The organism is Pedobacter roseus (genome assembly GCF_014395225.1).
Taxonomy (GTDB): Bacteria; Bacteroidota; Bacteroidia; order Sphingobacteriales; family Sphingobacteriaceae; genus Pedobacter; species Pedobacter roseus.
Map to the genome: position 1 here is coordinate 5,189,958 of NZ_CP060723.1, position 14,350 is coordinate 5,204,307.

Sequence of the window (14,350 nt, forward strand, 5' to 3'; positions counted from 1 at the left end):
TCTACCTTTAAACCCTCAACCTTTTACCTATCTTTACCCCTGTGAATACATCGTTTTATATTGCCAAAAGGTACCTTTTTGCCAAAAAATCGACCAATGCCATTAACCTGATATCGGGCATATCAATGGTGGGCGTAATGGTGGGCAGTGCAGCATTGATTATTATCCTTTCGGTATTTAACGGTTTAGAAACTGTGGTATTGAATATGTTCGATACCATTACCCCTCAAATTGCCATCACACCCGCTAAAGGCAAAACTTTCGATCCGAATACCACTTATTTTAACCAGCTTAGAAAAAACAAATCTGTTGCCGCTTTTACGGAGGTACTACAAGAAAATGCTTTGTTAAAATACAATAACAAACAGGCAGTTGGGATGGTAAAAGGGGTAAGCGCAGATTATTTAAAAAACACCAAATTAGATAGCACCATAAAAGAAGGCCATTTTATTCTGCACAATAGAAGCGGCAATAATGCCGTAATTGGTTCGGCTTTGCAAAGTTATCTGGCCGTAAATACGGTAGATCCTTTTACCGAACTGGAAATTTATTCGCCAAAAAAAGATATCGTGCCAAACAGTTTAAACCCGGCCGACGATTTTGTGGCGAAAAGTATCCGCGTAAGTGGTGTTTTTGAAGTACAACAGGATTTTGACAACGGCATTATTGTTCCCCTTGACTTTGCCCGCGGATTGCTGGGTGAAGAAAAAAATGTGTCGGCCATTGAGATCAATCTGCAATCAGGCGTTGATGTAGATGCCTTTCAAAAAGAAGTCATCGAAAAAGCGGGTAACGATTACGAGGTAAGGAACCAGGCCGAGCAAAATAAATCACTGTACCACATTCTGAACACCGAAAAATGGGCGGTATATATTATTCTTACATTTATCCTGATTATTGCTATATTTAATATCATAGGGTCGTTAACCATGTTAGTAATAGATAAAGTGAAGGATGTTGCCATTCTGAGCAGCTTAGGTGCCGGAAAAAAGTTAATCAAACGCATATTTTTATTCGAGGGCATGATGATTACCATGTCGGGCTGCGTATTGGGTTTAATTATTGGCCTCATTTTTTACTATTTTCAGCACACTTACGGCCTGATTAAAATGGGCGAAGAAAATAAAACTTTGGTAAGTTCTTATCCTATAGGTCTAAAATGGAAAGATTTCATTTTAGTTTTTGTTACAGTAGGTATCTTCTCATTTTTGGCATCTGCTTTGTCATCCAATTTAAGTGTTAAAAAGATAGATCAAATTAATCAATCCATATAAAATGAAGTTATTTAAACAAGCAATTGTATTCGTTATGCTCCTTGGTGTGGCCGCTACAGCTTGTAGAAACGATAAAGCCGAGGGAGAAAAAAGCAATCTTAAAGTTGTTAAAGGTTTATATAGCTTCGGACCAGAAATGAAATCTTTTACCCTGTGCGAAGATACCCGCGATTATTGGGTTACCGACAGCGTAAAAAAACTGGAGCTCGCCTACAGTAACTTAGGTTTCGAAAAACCTTATGAGCCTGTATATGTAGAGTTAGAAGGTTATTTTAAAAAAACTGACACAGCCATTGTTTCTGCCGATTTTGATTCTACACTGGTGGTTACGAAAGTAATTAAAATCAGCAAAGAAATTCCTGACGGGCCTTGCGCGCAGTAAGGTATTGCCTCGTTTCGTGTCTCCACGAAATAAATCACTTGTTCAATTCATTTTTTGCAGCGCAGTTGCAGTGCTAATCGGATACTGAGGTCCTGCTTTTCGTTTCAAGTCCTCGCTGCGCTGTGGGCTTTACACTTCAATCAGGGCTAAATAACTTGGGCCTGTAGCTAAAACTTCCGAAGTTTCTCACAGCCCGGAACCGGTAAACTTCGGAAATCGCGCCATGCAATCATAAATAGTAGCATTATGATTGCCAGCTAAACCTGATCGAAGTGGTTCTGATTTTTCATCAGAAAGAACGGAGAGCAGGGCCAAGCCTATTCTAAACGTTACTGTATCTGCTTTCCCAAAAAAAAGGACACACAATACCCATATTCTATATTAAAACAAAAAAAGCTTTCCGGTATCCCCAGAAAGCTTTAAAATATTTAATAAGGAATTTTACCAGTAAATACCGTAAAGGGCTACTAATAATCCAATAATAATTAATGCACCAACCGCAAAACTGGTTGTGGTTTTAAACATTTTAGAATCGATTTCCAATCCTTTAGGGTTAACACCATTTTTGTTCTCGAACAAACTGATAATCACCATACCGATGATACAGAATACGAATACAAAACCCATCCTGTCTAAGAAAGGGATTTCGTAAATGCCAACTGCATTTTTAACGGAGAAGCCCATTCCTGATAACCATGAAAGATCGGTCCATCCCGGAAGGAATTTTAGCAATAACGATAATCCAAAACCACCTATGGTGGCAAAAAGTGCCGCATTTGAGGTTGCTCTTTTCCAGAAGAAACCAAGGATAAACATGGCAAAGATACCTGGCGAAACGAAGCCTGTATACTCCTGAATATATTGGAATCCACCTTTTTTATCGATACCCAGGTGCGGTGCAATTAGCACACCCAACACCATAGCCACCACAACAGCAATTTTACCTGTAAAAACGAGATTTTTCTCAGAAGCATCGGTTTTTAATACTTTTTTATAGATATCTAAGGTAAAAATCGTTGCAATACTATTTGCTTTACCAGCTAAAGAAGCCACAACTGCAGCAGTTAAAGCCGCAAAAGATAAACCTTTTAAACCTGCAGGCAATAAATTTAACAATACAGGGTAAGCACGATCCGGGTTAACCGATCCGTCCTGCAACATTTCGGTTTGGAAAGCACCATCTTTATATAATACATAAGCTGCAATACCAGGTAATACCACGATAATCGGCATTAATAACTTTAAAAATGCCGCAAATAGAATACCACCACGGGCAGTTTTTAAATCGGCCCCTAATGCACGCTGAGTGATGTACTGGTTACAGCCCCAATAGTTTAGGTTTACAATCCACATACCACCTACAAGCACGCTTAATCCTGGTAAATCAATATAGTTTTCATTTTCAGGTTTCAAAATCATGTGGAAATGCTCTGATGCTTTTGAAGTCATTAAACTATAACCATCAAGAATACCTGAGGTACCGTAATGGGTAGAAACCAAATTTAAAGCTAAATAAGTAGTTGCTAAACCACCCAGGATTAAGAAAAACACCTGGATTACGTCGGTATAACCGATTACTTTCATTCCACCCAGGGTAATTAAGATCGCAAATATTGCGATGGCGTACATACAAAAGGTAAGGTCGAAACCGGAGATACTGCTTACTGCCAGGGCTCCCAAGTAAAGGATCGAAGTTAAGTTTACCACCACATAAAGCAATAACCAGAACACCGCCATAATCATGGCTACGGTTCCATTATAGCGTTGGTGCAAAAACTGAGGCATTGTAGCAATCTTGTTTTTCAGGTACACCGGAATAAAGAAAACGGCAACAATTACCAGGGTAAGGGCAGCCATCCACTCGTAAGTTGCAATTGCCAATCCCATCTTAAAGCCCGATCCGCTCATGCCGATAAACTGCTCAGCCGAAATATTCGATGCAATTAAAGATGCACCAATTGCCCACCAGGTAAGCGAACCTTCTGCCAGAAAATAATCTTTTGAGCCTGTGGATGCGGATTTTTTCTTATTGTAGATGTACAGACCGTAAGCAGCCACAATGACGAAGTAGATTGCAAATACAATGTAATCCTTCGTGTCCAATAAATTTTGTTTCATTAAAGTAATAGTGGTTATTTGGTTTAGAAAGTTAAATGTAATAAAATCAGGAAATAATATCCGCTTTTTTTTAAATTAAAAAATGTTAATATGACGTTTATTATTTTTGGGATCTTAAGAAAGTTCTAAAATACAAGTGGCCTGTGAGCACACAGACCACTATGCGTGAAGGTATTTGACTACGCTCAGACTGACACTTTTTTTAAATATACCTGTTGATCAGGTTTTCTAAATATTCCTGTTTTCCGCTACGTACTTCGGGTTCCCCATTTTCTGCAGCAAAATTTCTAAGATCTTCCAGACTTAATTTACCTTGTTCAAATTCAGCTCCCTTACCGCTATCAAAAGAAGCATAGCGATCAGCCCTTATTTTTTTATAGTCTGATTTTTGAAGAATGGCATCTGCAGTAATCAGGGCCCTTGCAAATATGTCCATTCCACCTACGTGTGCATAAAATAAATCTTTTGGATCGGTAGAGTTACGACGGATTTTGGCATCAAAGTTTACACCTCCGCCTTGCAGTCCGCCACCTTCTAAAATGATCAGCATGGTTTCGGTCAGTTCGTTAATATCGTTCGGGAACTGATCGGTATCCCATCCATTCTGGTAATCACCACGGTTAGCATCGATTGATCCCAACAAACCGTTATCAACAGCAACCTGTAATTCGTGCTGAAAAGTATGACCTGCTAAGGTTGCGTGGTTTACTTCTAAATTTAATTTGAAATCTGCCAGCAGATCATATTGCTGTAAAAAGCCCTTAACTGTTGCCGCATCATAATCGTATTGGTGTTTAGAAGGCTCACATGGTTTAGGTTCGATAAAGAAAGTACCTTTAAAACCTTGTTTGCGGGCGTAATCTTTGGCAGTGTGTAAAAATTTCGCCAAATGTTCCTGCTCGCGTTTCATATTGGTGTTCAAAAGGCTCATGTAACCTTCACGTCCACCCCAGAAAACATAATTTTCGCCACCCAGGGCAATTGTTGCATCTAAAGCGGCTTTAACCTGTGCAGCACCATGGGCCAGTACGTGGAAATCGGGATTAGTAGAGGCTCCATTCATGTAGCGCTTATGGCTAAACAAATTGGCGGTTCCCCAAAGTAATTTCACGCCACTATCCGCCTGTTTTTGTTTGGCATATTCAACCAATGTTTGTAACCTGCGTTCGTTTTCGGCAACATCATCGGTATAATCTACTACATCTACATCGTGGAAACAGTAATAAGGGATCTGCATTTTGGTAATAAACTCAAAGGCGGCATCCATTTTATCTTTTGCCCTTTCTACTGCATCTTTCTTTTCATCCCAGGGGAAAACATGTGTTGGTCCACCAAAAGGATCGGCGCCATTGCCATTAAACGAGTGCCAATAAGCACATGCAAATTTAAAATGCTCGCTCATGGTTTTGCCTGCAACCACCTTATTGGCATCGTACCATCTAAAGGCTAAAGGGTTATCGCTGGTTAATCCTTCAAACTGGATTTGCCCGATACCTTTAAAAAATTCTTTTGCTCCTGTTACTACTTTTGTCATAATGTTTTCTTTATTTTTTGGTTGATCGTTTTTTGGTTGATAGTTCATGGCCAACCTGTCTATGAACTATTAAACCATGATCCATTAACCTTTATCTATTATTCAGTTAATTGTTTCTCTAATATTATTCTCCAATCCTGATAAATTGGCTCATACGCTGCTGAATTTTTCGGACTTAAAGTTTTAATTACTTCATGGTTGGTAAATGCCTCTTCGGCACTATTAAAAATACCCGCACCAATGCCTGCTCCCAAAGCTGCGCCAATGCTTCCGTCGTTTTCGTATAACTCAACCGGGATTCCGGTAACATCTACAAAAGTTTGTGCAAAAACTTCGCTTAAAAACAGGTTTGCCAAACCGGCGCGAATTACCTTAGGCTCCATGCCATTTTCGCGCATAATGTCCAATCCGTAACGGAATGCAAAGGCAATTCCTTCTTGTATAGCCCTAAAAATATCAGATTGATCGTGTGTATTTAAATCAATATTCAATAACTGAGCGCCTGTATATTTGTTGTTCAACATTCTTTCGGCACCATTACCAAAGGGAAGTACTTTTAGTCCGTTGCTCCCAATTGGCGCCCCGGCAGCCAGGGTGTTTAGTTGTGCATAAGTAGATAGGGGTGCGAAAGTATGTTTGGCCCAGCGGTACATACTCCCTGTGCCATTAATGCAAAGCAGCACGCCGGTATGTTTTTTTTCTGGTGAATAAGTTACATGCGCAAAGGTATTTACCCTCGATTTCTTATCGTAAGTAAGATCGCCGCTTACCCCATAAATCACACCCGATGTGCCGGCAGTTGCGGCAACTTCGCCAGGCTTTAACACATTTAGGGAAAGTGCATTATTGGGCTGATCGCCAGATTTATAAGCTACAGGGATTCCAGCGGTTAAACCCAATGAAGCCGCTATATCAGTTTTTAACTGGCCATGCGCTGAGAACAGTGGTTTTACAGTTGGAATAAGCTGCTCGTCAATACCATAATACTTCAGTACATCTCTAGAAATTTCGTGGTTTTCAAAATCCCATAAAATACCTTCCGATAGCGCAGAAATGCTGGTGGTAATTTCGCCGGTTAATTTCATGGCAATGAAATCGCCGGGCAGCATCATTTTATCAATTTTTTTATAGGTCTCCGGTTCGTTCGCTTTTACCCAGGCCAGTTTTGAGGCGGTAAAATTCCCCGGTGAATTTAGCAGGTGTTTCAATGATTGATCATGACCAATGGAATCAAAAGCATTATTGCCCAGTTCAACAGCCCTGCTATCGCACCAGATAATGCTATCGCGCAAAACCTCTTGATTTTGATCTACCACCACCAGGCCATGCATCTGATAAGCAATACCTATGGCTTCAATTTCTTTTGGATCGAACAAACCACCGGCATTTAATTTAAGTATAGCCTGCTGTACATTTTGCCACCACTCATCAGGCGATTGCTCTGCCCAACCCGATTGCAGGGATTTAATCGCAGTTTCCTCTTCGGGATACTGGGCAGCAGCGACTTTTTTTTGTGTAACTACATCAACAACTGCAACTTTTATGGAGGAGGTACCTAAATCAATTCCTAATAAATACATGATTGAAAATTATTTTATACTTGGTTATGCAAACGGTTGCATAAAGATAGATGTAAAAATATAAAACGCAAATTTTTTATCATTTAGATAATTCTCACACCCTATTATTGGCATTTGAACCTTGACTGAATGAATTAATTTATATTTTTGGGCAACACGTTAAATTAAGTTATGGAACAGATTACCTGGGATGATTTCGAAAAAGTAGAATTAAGGGTGGGCACGATATTAGAGGCTTTCGAATTTCCTGAAGCCCGCAGACCCGCCTATAAAGTAAAAGTAGATTTTGGCGAATTTGGCATTAAAATGAGTAGCGCACAGATTACCAAACATTATACACTGGAAGAGTTGCCAGGCAAACAGATTGTTGGGGTGATCAACTTTCCTAAAAAGCAGATTGGCAAGTTTATGTCTGAGTTTTTGGTTACGGGTTTTGCCGACGAAAATGGTGACATCGTATTAACTGCTGTGCAGAGCAAAGTGCCTAATGGAAGTAAGCTGGTTTAGCCGACTTCGGAAGTCTTTAGCCCAGGCCTCGCTAAATAGCCCTGATTGAAGTGATTCCGATTTTTCATCGGAAGTAACGTAAAGCAGGAGTGAAGTAACCGATTAGCAAGCAATTGCGCTCCATAACCTATAACACTTCTGAAATTTCCCTGCGCATTGATTTAGTAAACTTCGGAAGTGTTACCCTATATTTGCCGCATGAGTTTTTATAATTTCGAAGATGCCAATCCCGAGGAAGAAGACATTCATTACATGAAACTGGCTTTGGAGGAAGCGAAAAAAGCTTTAGCTGAAGATGAGATTCCGATCGGGGCCATTGTGGTAAGTAAAAACAGGATTATTGGCCGCGGATACAATCTGACCGAGCGATTTAACGATGTTACCGCACATGCTGAAATGCAGGCTTTTACCTCAGCAGCCCAAACCATTGGCGGGAAATATTTAAAAGATTGTACGCTGTATGTAACGATAGAACCCTGCGTTATGTGTGCCGGCGCCAGTTACTGGACCCAGATTGGCCGGATTGTTTATGGTGCCCGAGAAGAAAAAAGAGGTTTTATTTCGAAAAATGCAAATCTACTCCATCCTAAAACTGTGCTAAAAGGCGGCGTACTGGCTGAAGAGTGCGGAGCGTTGATGAAGGGTTTCTTTGCGGAGAAGAGGTAGAAAGCGTTGGGTCGATAGTTTAATAGCTAATGGTTCATGGCACAATAGTTTATAGAGCATGCGATAATCAGACGATGAGCCAACAAACCATGAACACTTTCCTCCCTAAACCTTCCAACATTTACACCTTCAACATTACAACATTAACCCAGAAAACGATTTGATGATAATAACATGAACAAATCTTAACGTTCTAATGTTATATTTGCTACAAGAAACATTTTTAAATCTTAAAACATAAACATTATGGCTTTTGAATTACCTGCGTTACATTACGCAACCGATGCATTAGAACCGCATATCGATAAAACTACGATGGAGATCCACCACGATAAACATCACCAGGCTTACGTTACCAACTTAAACAAAGCGTTAGAAGGTAAACCAGAAGCAACTTCGAGCATCGAGGAAATTGTAAAAAACATTTCAAAATTCCCTGCTGCTGTTAGAAACAATGGTGGTGGTCACTATAACCACTCTTTATTCTGGAACATTTTAGGCCCGAATAAAGGCGGTGAGCCAACTGGCGATTTAGCTAAAGCAATTAACGAAACTTTCGGTTCGTTTGCTGAGCTTAAAACTAAATTACAAGAAGCTGGTGCTACCCGTTTCGGTTCAGGCTGGGCCTGGTTATCAGTTGGTGCTGATAAAAAACTTCAGGTTTCTTCTACTCCAAACCAGGATAATCCATTAATGGATATTGCTGAAGTAAAAGGAACTCCAATTTTAGGTATCGATGTTTGGGAACATGCATATTACTTAAAATACCAGAACAAACGTCCGGATTACTTAGCAGCAATCTGGAATGTAGTGAACTGGGATGCAGTTGCAGAACTTTACAAAAAGGCTTTGTAAGCTAATTCCAATAAAATTTAAGAAAGTCCCGGTTAAAAATCGGGACTTTCTTGTTTTAAGATAATTAAGTAACTTCGCACATATTAAAATATTCGAAATGAAAAGGCTTGTAATTTTATTTTTAATTGTTGTTGGTGTAAATGGGTTGGTAAGTGCACAGCAGAACAAAATGCCTACACCTACAGAAATTGCACAAAAAAATGTAGATGATCTGGATAAAAGATTAAAACTGAATGCCACGCAAAAAAGCGTAATCTATAGCTTTACTTTTAACCAGGCAAAGGAACAGGCCGATTTAATTAAAAGACAACAAGCCGGAAACTCGCGAGAGGAGGATGTAGATAAATTTTACAAACTGCAGAACGAAACCACAAAAAACATCCGCAATGTTTTAAGACCAGAGCAGCAAACTGAATACGACAAGGTTATTGAAGAACGTTTAAGCGGCAAAGGTTTAAAAGCTAAAAACAAGAAAAAGAAAAAAGGCGAGGAAGAAGAAGTTGAAAGCGACATTAAAGGCCTGCTTTCTGCCCCACCGCTTGAAAAGCAAAAACAATAATATTTAAGGCTTAATCAACAAGAGTAAGCCTTTATCAGATGCCAGAAATAATCCTCGGATCTATCATACTCGGACTGTTGTTATCGCCGCAGCTCCTTGCTGGTTTTTTAGCAAAAAGAACCGGAAGAAATTTTTGGTTCTGGTTTTTAATTTCTTTTTTAATCCCCATTATTTCCCTGTTCATCCTGATCTTTTTAGAAGATAAAAATCCTGAAGCCCAAAGTTATAAACTTGCAGATCATGTGGATAAGGATAGAAAATTAGCTTAAAAGGTCGCGAAATCAATCAACAGAATCAAACCTATAGAAAAGCCGTCATTGCGAGGAGGAACGACGGCCTGTCCCGACTTTTCGGGGAAGCAATCTTTTATGCTTTTGATTCCTACCATAAAGATTGCTTCGTCGGCTGGAAAAAGCCTTCTCGCAATGACGATCGCAGCGTAAGTTGAAACTTAAATCCCAACAATATCCTTTTTCTTTTTTTGCTTCATTGCTTTGGGGATAATTTCTAAAATCTCGTCTTTTAAAGCATTAAGCATCCGTTTCTTGATGAAGTTTTTGTGTGTAACTAAACTGATCTCGCGCACCGGTTCCGGAGATTTAAAATGACGGATTTTACTGGTCTGCTTGGCATTTAATTCTGCAATGGCTAACTCCGGCAGCAATGTTGCTCCACCGTTTAAATCGACCATTCTCACCAAAGTTTCTACACTTCCGGTATTATATTCTAAACCCTGTAAACGGTTATTTTTTGTAGAACGGCAGATATTCAAAACCTGGTTACGCATACAATGGCCTTCGTTTAACAACCAGATATTTTCATCGTTCAGGTCTTCAGCATCAACCGCTTTCTTTTTATACAGTTTGCTGTTTTTGCTGATGTAGCTTACAAAATTCTCATAATATAATGGCGTTTCGCTAATATTCGGATCGGTTAAAGGCGTAGCCAAAATTCCGCAGTCCAATACACCTGTTTTTAAATGATGAATAATATCTTCAGTGGTATATTCCCAGATTAAAAGTTTCAGCTCAGGATATTTCTCCAGCATGGCCGAAATTACCTCTGGTAATAAGTAAGGCGCAACCGTTGGAATTACCCCAATTCTCAATTCGCCTAAAACATCCTGCTGCTGGCTGCTGATCAACTCTTTTATTTTTCCACTTTCTTGTAAGATGATTCTGGCCTGCGCAATAATCTGTGCACCGATTTCCGTAGGACTTACAGGTTGTTTACTCCGATCGAAAATTTTAACACTGATTAATTCTTCCAGTTTCTGCACCTGCATACTTAAGGTAGGCTGGGTTACAAAACACTTATCGGCAGCAGTTACAAAACTTCTATAGGTATCAACAGCAACAATATATTCTAACTGAACTAAAGTCATATAGGCAAAATTGATTTATCTTACCAAAGATATAAATTTTGACTATAATAAAAAATATCCGATCGGGCAAGAAATGAAAGGTTGATTTTCCGGAAAATAAGATGATAAAATTTTTTATTTAAATGGATGTATAAACAAAAAGTTTAACCAAATATTTAGGGAGCCCTTGATTTAATTAGCAATAACCTAACCATCACTTGCTTAACAAATTAATTGGGTATATTAGCTTTATGAACAAAATCGCTTTACGCCTATTTTTTCTTATAGTTTTTCTTCCGCTGGCCTTTGCAACAAATGCCCAGGGTCTATTACCCGAATGGGCACTAGGACCTTTTATACGACCGGAAAATGTTAATCCCATTATTTCGCCAAAAACCGAAAGTCTTTTCTTCGACCCAATGAGCAAACAAAAAATTGCCTGGGAAGCGGGCGATGTATTTAATCCGGCAGCTGTCGAATACAAAAATAAAGTATATATACTTTATCGCGGAGAAGACCGCTCAGGTATTGGTATTGGCAAGCGTACCTCGAGAATAGGCATTGCCGAAAGTAGTGATGGCATTAAAATGAAAAGGAATCCGGAGCCGGTGCTCTATCCTGATGAAGACAATCAGAAAGCATCCGAATGGCCGGGTGGTTGCGAAGACCCGCGAATTGCAGTAACCGCAGAAGGATTGTATGTAATGATGTATACCCAATGGAACCGAAATATATTTCGGTTGGCTGTAGCCACTTCCAAAGACCTGAAACACTGGACTAAACACGGTGCTGCATTTAATAAGGCCTATAATGGCAAATTTCAGGATTTCAAATGCAAATCTGGTTCTATTGTAACCAAGGTAGAAAATGGTAAACAGGTAATTGCCAAAATAAACGGCAAATATATGATGTACTGGGGCGAACATTTCATGAATATTGCCACTTCGGTCGATCTTATTAACTGGGAACCTGCTTTAAATGCGGAAGGTGATTTAGATTTAATTGTGAAACCCCGAAAAAATTACTTTGATAGCGACCTGACCGAATGCGGTCCACCAGCAATTGTTACCGATAAAGGTATTTTAGTTTTATACAATGGTAAAAACAGGAGCGATGCCGAAAGAGACACCAATTATGTGACCAATACCTATTCGGCCGGGCAGGTGTTATTCGATCTGAAAAATCCCTCAAAAGTAATAGCACGGCTCGATCAACCCTTTTTCGTGCCTACTGCACCTTTTGAAAAAAGTGGCCAATACCCGTCAGGAACGGTTTTTATCGAAGGGCTGGTTTATTTCAAAAAGAAATGGTTTTTATATTACGGCTGTGCCGATAGCCAGGTGGCAGTAGCAATTTATGATCCTGCTGCTAAAAAATAAGGTGTAAATAAAAAGTGCGCAGGATGTTGTACTGCGCACCATTGTAAAATTCATCTAGTATCGGCTTTCAAAATCCTGATAAGCCATTGCAATGCCTTCAGGCAATTCAATTTTATGTTTCCAACCTAAATTATGAAGCTTGCTAACATCCATTAATTTACGTGGCGTACCGTCGGGTTTGCTGGCATCGAATACCAATTCGCCTTCAAAACCCAATACCTCTTTAATTAATAAAGCGAGGTCTTTAATCGTTAAATCGTGCCCGGTACCAATGTTGATCAGGTTAGGTTCATTATAATTCTGCATCAGAAAATAACAGGCATCTGCCAGGTCATCTGCAAATAAAAACTCGCGCATTGGCGAACCCGATCCCCAAACCACCACCTCTTTTTCGTTGTTCGCTTTTGCCTCATGCACCTTTCGGATCAAAGCCGGCAAAACATGCGAGTTTTGAGGATGGTAATTATCATTAAAACCATATAAATTGGTCGGCATTACTGAAATAAAATTACAACCATACTGATCGCGGTAGGCATCGCACATTTTAATACCCGCAATTTTTGCAATGGCATAAGGCTCGTTAGTATGCTCTAAAGTTCCGGTTAAAAGGTAATCTTCTTTTAAAGGCTGTGGTGCCATTTTCGGGTAAATGCAGCTTGATCCTAAAAACATCAGTTTCATAACGTTATTTAAGTATGCATGATGGATCACATTATTCTGGATGGCCAAATTTTCGTACAGAAAATCGGCCCTGTAAGTATTGTTCGCTACAATACCGCCAACTTTTGCTGCCGCAAGAAAAACATAATCCGGTTTTTCTTCAGCAAAGAAATCAGTAACCGCCTGCTGGTTGCGCAAATCCAGTTCATCTGAAGTTTTGGTGATGATATTTGCGTAACCTTCTTTTTGCAGTTTACGGTAAATGGCCGACCCCACCATGCCACGGTGACCTGCAATGTATATCTTAGCTTCTTTTTCCACAGTAATTTTTATAGGTTACAAAAATACGATTCCTAAACAAGATTGACATGAATCTTTCTGGCAAAAGAAACATGGGTTATTGATTTAATTGTATTTTTGCAGAAAAAAAACTTTTGGGTAAAGATAAACTTAGGCGTTTTGCAGAAATCGAAACATTTGCAAACGTATATCAATTAGACGCAGGAAAGGCCTTAAAAGGGAATTGGGCTTCAGCACATTTTAAAAACGAAAATCCAATTGTGCTCGAACTGGCATGTGGAAAAGGTGAGTATTCGGTAAATCTGGCCAGGTTGTTTCCTGACAAGAATTTTATAGGTGTTGATTATAAGGGCAACCGCATCTGGCGTGGTGCTAAAACCGCTATAGAAGATGGGATTGATAATGTTGCTTTTTTAAGAATACAGATTGAAAACATCCTTGATTATTTTAATGAAGGAGAAATTGATGAAATCTGGATTACCTTCCCGGATCCGCAACCACAGGATAGCAGAGAGAAAAAACGTTTAACGTTCCCTGCGTTTTTGAACAGGTATAAACTGGTTTTAAAAGCTGGTGGCAACGTTAATTTAAAAACGGATAACGATCAGTTATATGCTTATACCTGCGAAAAAGTTGCAGAATTAGACTTACCAGTGCATAAAAACACCGATCATTTATACACTTCGGATCTGGTTGACGAAGTACTATCGATCAAAACCTATTACGAGAAAAAATACTTATTACACGATAAAAATATTAACTATATTCAATTTTCTTTTGAATAATGGATACCAATTTTTATGAACAGGTTTATGAAATTGCCCGCTTAATTCCGAAAGGAAGGGTAACTTCCTATGGGGCAATTGCCAAAAGTTTAGGTGCTGCTAAATCATCGCGAATGGTTGGCCACGCCATGCTTTATGCCGGCTCAGCTTATCCCAAAGTACCTGCTCACCGCGTAGTAAACAGCAGTGGACTGCTTACCGGAAAATTTCATTTTAAACCACCCGAACTAATGGAAAAGCTGTTAAGAAAGGAAGGGGTAGAGGTTAATAACGATAAGGTGGTCAATTTTAAAAAGGTATTCTGGAACCCGCTGGAAGAAATCAACCTCGATTGATAAATAAATATTAACGTCAATCTCTCATTCAAAAAATCATTCATTCAATAATT

Annotated in this window: 15 protein-coding genes; 9 read left to right on the forward strand and 6 right to left on the reverse strand. The window is 39.3% G+C overall.

Features of this window, described 5'->3' with window-relative positions; genetic code table 11:
• Window positions 1–41: 41 nt before the first annotated feature.
• Both H9L23_RS21360 and H9L23_RS21365 read left to right on the forward strand, forming a co-directional pair.
• Window positions 42–1,274, forward strand: coding sequence for an ABC transporter permease (locus H9L23_RS21360; protein ID WP_187592226.1), 1,233 nt, complete (start codon window positions 42–44; stop codon window positions 1,272–1,274).
• Window position 1,275: 1 nt separating this feature from the next.
• Window positions 1,276–1,656, forward strand: a complete 381-nt coding sequence (locus H9L23_RS21365) for a hypothetical protein (RefSeq protein ID WP_187592227.1) — start codon at window positions 1,276–1,278, stop codon at window positions 1,654–1,656.
• 441 nt (window positions 1,657–2,097) lie between these two features.
• On the opposite strand, the gene H9L23_RS21370 is transcribed toward H9L23_RS21365, so the two are convergent.
• From H9L23_RS21370 to H9L23_RS21380, 3 genes are all read right to left on the reverse strand, one after another.
• Window positions 2,098–3,774, reverse strand: coding sequence for a sodium/sugar symporter (locus tag H9L23_RS21370; protein ID WP_187592228.1), 1,677 nt, complete (start codon window positions 3,772–3,774; stop codon window positions 2,098–2,100).
• Between the two features lie 202 nt (window positions 3,775–3,976).
• Window positions 3,977–5,308, reverse strand: coding sequence for a xylose isomerase (gene xylA, locus H9L23_RS21375; protein WP_187592229.1), 1,332 nt, complete (start codon window positions 5,306–5,308; stop codon window positions 3,977–3,979).
• A gap of 98 nt (window positions 5,309–5,406) precedes the next feature.
• A complete protein-coding gene (locus H9L23_RS21380) occupies window positions 5,407–6,888 on the reverse strand; it encodes a xylulokinase (protein ID WP_187592230.1) in 1,482 nt (493 codons plus the stop codon).
• Window positions 6,889–7,059: 171 nt separating this feature from the next.
• Between H9L23_RS21380 and H9L23_RS21385 the strand changes: the two genes are divergently transcribed.
• The 4 genes from H9L23_RS21385 to H9L23_RS21400 all read left to right on the forward strand — a co-directional run bounded on the left by H9L23_RS21385 (window position 7,060) and on the right by H9L23_RS21400 (window position 9,475).
• Window positions 7,060–7,395, forward strand: coding sequence for a tRNA-binding protein (locus tag H9L23_RS21385; protein ID WP_108201322.1), 336 nt, complete (start codon window positions 7,060–7,062; stop codon window positions 7,393–7,395).
• Window positions 7,396–7,593: 198 nt separating this feature from the next.
• Window positions 7,594–8,061, forward strand: coding sequence for a nucleoside deaminase (locus tag H9L23_RS21390; protein WP_187592231.1), 468 nt, complete (start codon window positions 7,594–7,596; stop codon window positions 8,059–8,061).
• Between the two features lie 246 nt (window positions 8,062–8,307).
• Window positions 8,308–8,916, forward strand: a complete 609-nt coding sequence (locus H9L23_RS21395; RefSeq protein ID WP_223191005.1) for a superoxide dismutase — start codon at window positions 8,308–8,310, stop codon at window positions 8,914–8,916.
• Between the two features lie 97 nt (window positions 8,917–9,013).
• On the forward strand, window positions 9,014–9,475 hold the full coding sequence (locus H9L23_RS21400) for a hypothetical protein (RefSeq protein WP_025141450.1): 462 nt from the start codon (window positions 9,014–9,016) through the stop codon (window positions 9,473–9,475).
• Window positions 9,476–9,509: 34 nt separating this feature from the next.
• Here H9L23_RS21400 and H9L23_RS21405 read toward each other — a convergent pair whose 3' ends face one another.
• Together H9L23_RS21405 and H9L23_RS21410 are read right to left on the reverse strand one after the other, a co-directional pair.
• The gene (locus H9L23_RS21405; RefSeq protein WP_187592232.1) at window positions 9,510–9,659 is read right to left on the reverse strand and encodes a hypothetical protein; all 150 of its coding nucleotides are present in this window, start codon (window positions 9,657–9,659) and stop codon (window positions 9,510–9,512) included.
• Window positions 9,660–9,926: 267 nt separating this feature from the next.
• On the reverse strand, window positions 9,927–10,859 hold the full coding sequence (locus H9L23_RS21410) for a hydrogen peroxide-inducible genes activator (RefSeq protein WP_187592233.1): 933 nt from the start codon (window positions 10,857–10,859) through the stop codon (window positions 9,927–9,929).
• 230 nt (window positions 10,860–11,089) lie between these two features.
• Between H9L23_RS21410 and H9L23_RS21415 the strand changes: the two genes are divergently transcribed.
• Complete coding sequence (locus H9L23_RS21415) at window positions 11,090–12,217, forward strand: glycoside hydrolase family 130 protein (protein ID WP_187592234.1); 1,128 nt, start codon at window positions 11,090–11,092, stop codon at window positions 12,215–12,217.
• Between the two features lie 54 nt (window positions 12,218–12,271).
• On the opposite strand, the gene fcl is transcribed toward H9L23_RS21415, so the two are convergent.
• A complete protein-coding gene (gene fcl, locus H9L23_RS21420) occupies window positions 12,272–13,198 on the reverse strand; it encodes a GDP-L-fucose synthase (protein ID WP_187592235.1) in 927 nt (308 codons plus the stop codon).
• A gap of 113 nt (window positions 13,199–13,311) precedes the next feature.
• On the opposite strand from fcl, the gene trmB reads away from it, so the two are divergent.
• Window positions 13,312–13,962 carry a tRNA (guanosine(46)-N7)-methyltransferase TrmB gene (gene trmB, locus H9L23_RS21425; RefSeq protein WP_187592236.1) on the forward strand — a complete coding sequence of 217 codons (651 nt, stop codon included), beginning with the start codon at window positions 13,312–13,314 and terminating at the stop codon, window positions 13,960–13,962.
• Entirely contained in the window at window positions 13,962–14,297 is a 336-nt protein-coding gene (locus H9L23_RS21430) for an MGMT family protein (protein WP_187592237.1), read from the forward strand. Before trmB ends, H9L23_RS21430 begins: the two co-directional genes overlap by 1 nt.
• The last annotated feature ends 53 nt before the right edge of the window (window positions 14,298–14,350 follow it).

Bases quoted from the DNA above. Each gene is read 5' to 3' on its own strand.
- xylA (WP_187592229.1), bottom strand. From the start codon at position 5,308: ATGACAAAAGTAGTAACAGGAGCAAAAGAATTTTTTAAAGGTATCGGG.
- H9L23_RS21415 (WP_187592234.1), top strand. From the start codon at position 11,090: ATGAACAAAATCGCTTTACGCCTATTTTTTCTTATAGTTTTTCTTCCG.
- H9L23_RS21380 (WP_187592230.1), bottom strand. From the start codon at position 6,888: ATGTATTTATTAGGAATTGATTTAGGTACCTCCTCCATAAAAGTTGCA.
- H9L23_RS21430 (WP_187592237.1), top strand. From the start codon at position 13,962: ATGGATACCAATTTTTATGAACAGGTTTATGAAATTGCCCGCTTAATT.
- H9L23_RS21390 (WP_187592231.1), top strand. From the start codon at position 7,594: ATGAGTTTTTATAATTTCGAAGATGCCAATCCCGAGGAAGAAGACATT.
- H9L23_RS21385 (WP_108201322.1), top strand. From the start codon at position 7,060: ATGGAACAGATTACCTGGGATGATTTCGAAAAAGTAGAATTAAGGGTG.
- H9L23_RS21410 (WP_187592233.1), bottom strand. From the start codon at position 10,859: ATGACTTTAGTTCAGTTAGAATATATTGTTGCTGTTGATACCTATAGA.
- H9L23_RS21365 (WP_187592227.1), top strand. From the start codon at position 1,276: ATGAAGTTATTTAAACAAGCAATTGTATTCGTTATGCTCCTTGGTGTG.
- H9L23_RS21405 (WP_187592232.1), bottom strand. From the start codon at position 9,659: ATGAACAGGGAAATAATGGGGATTAAAAAAGAAATTAAAAACCAGAAC.
- H9L23_RS21400 (WP_025141450.1), top strand. From the start codon at position 9,014: ATGAAAAGGCTTGTAATTTTATTTTTAATTGTTGTTGGTGTAAATGGG.
- H9L23_RS21395 (WP_223191005.1), top strand. From the start codon at position 8,308: ATGGCTTTTGAATTACCTGCGTTACATTACGCAACCGATGCATTAGAA.
- H9L23_RS21370 (WP_187592228.1), bottom strand. From the start codon at position 3,774: ATGAAACAAAATTTATTGGACACGAAGGATTACATTGTATTTGCAATC.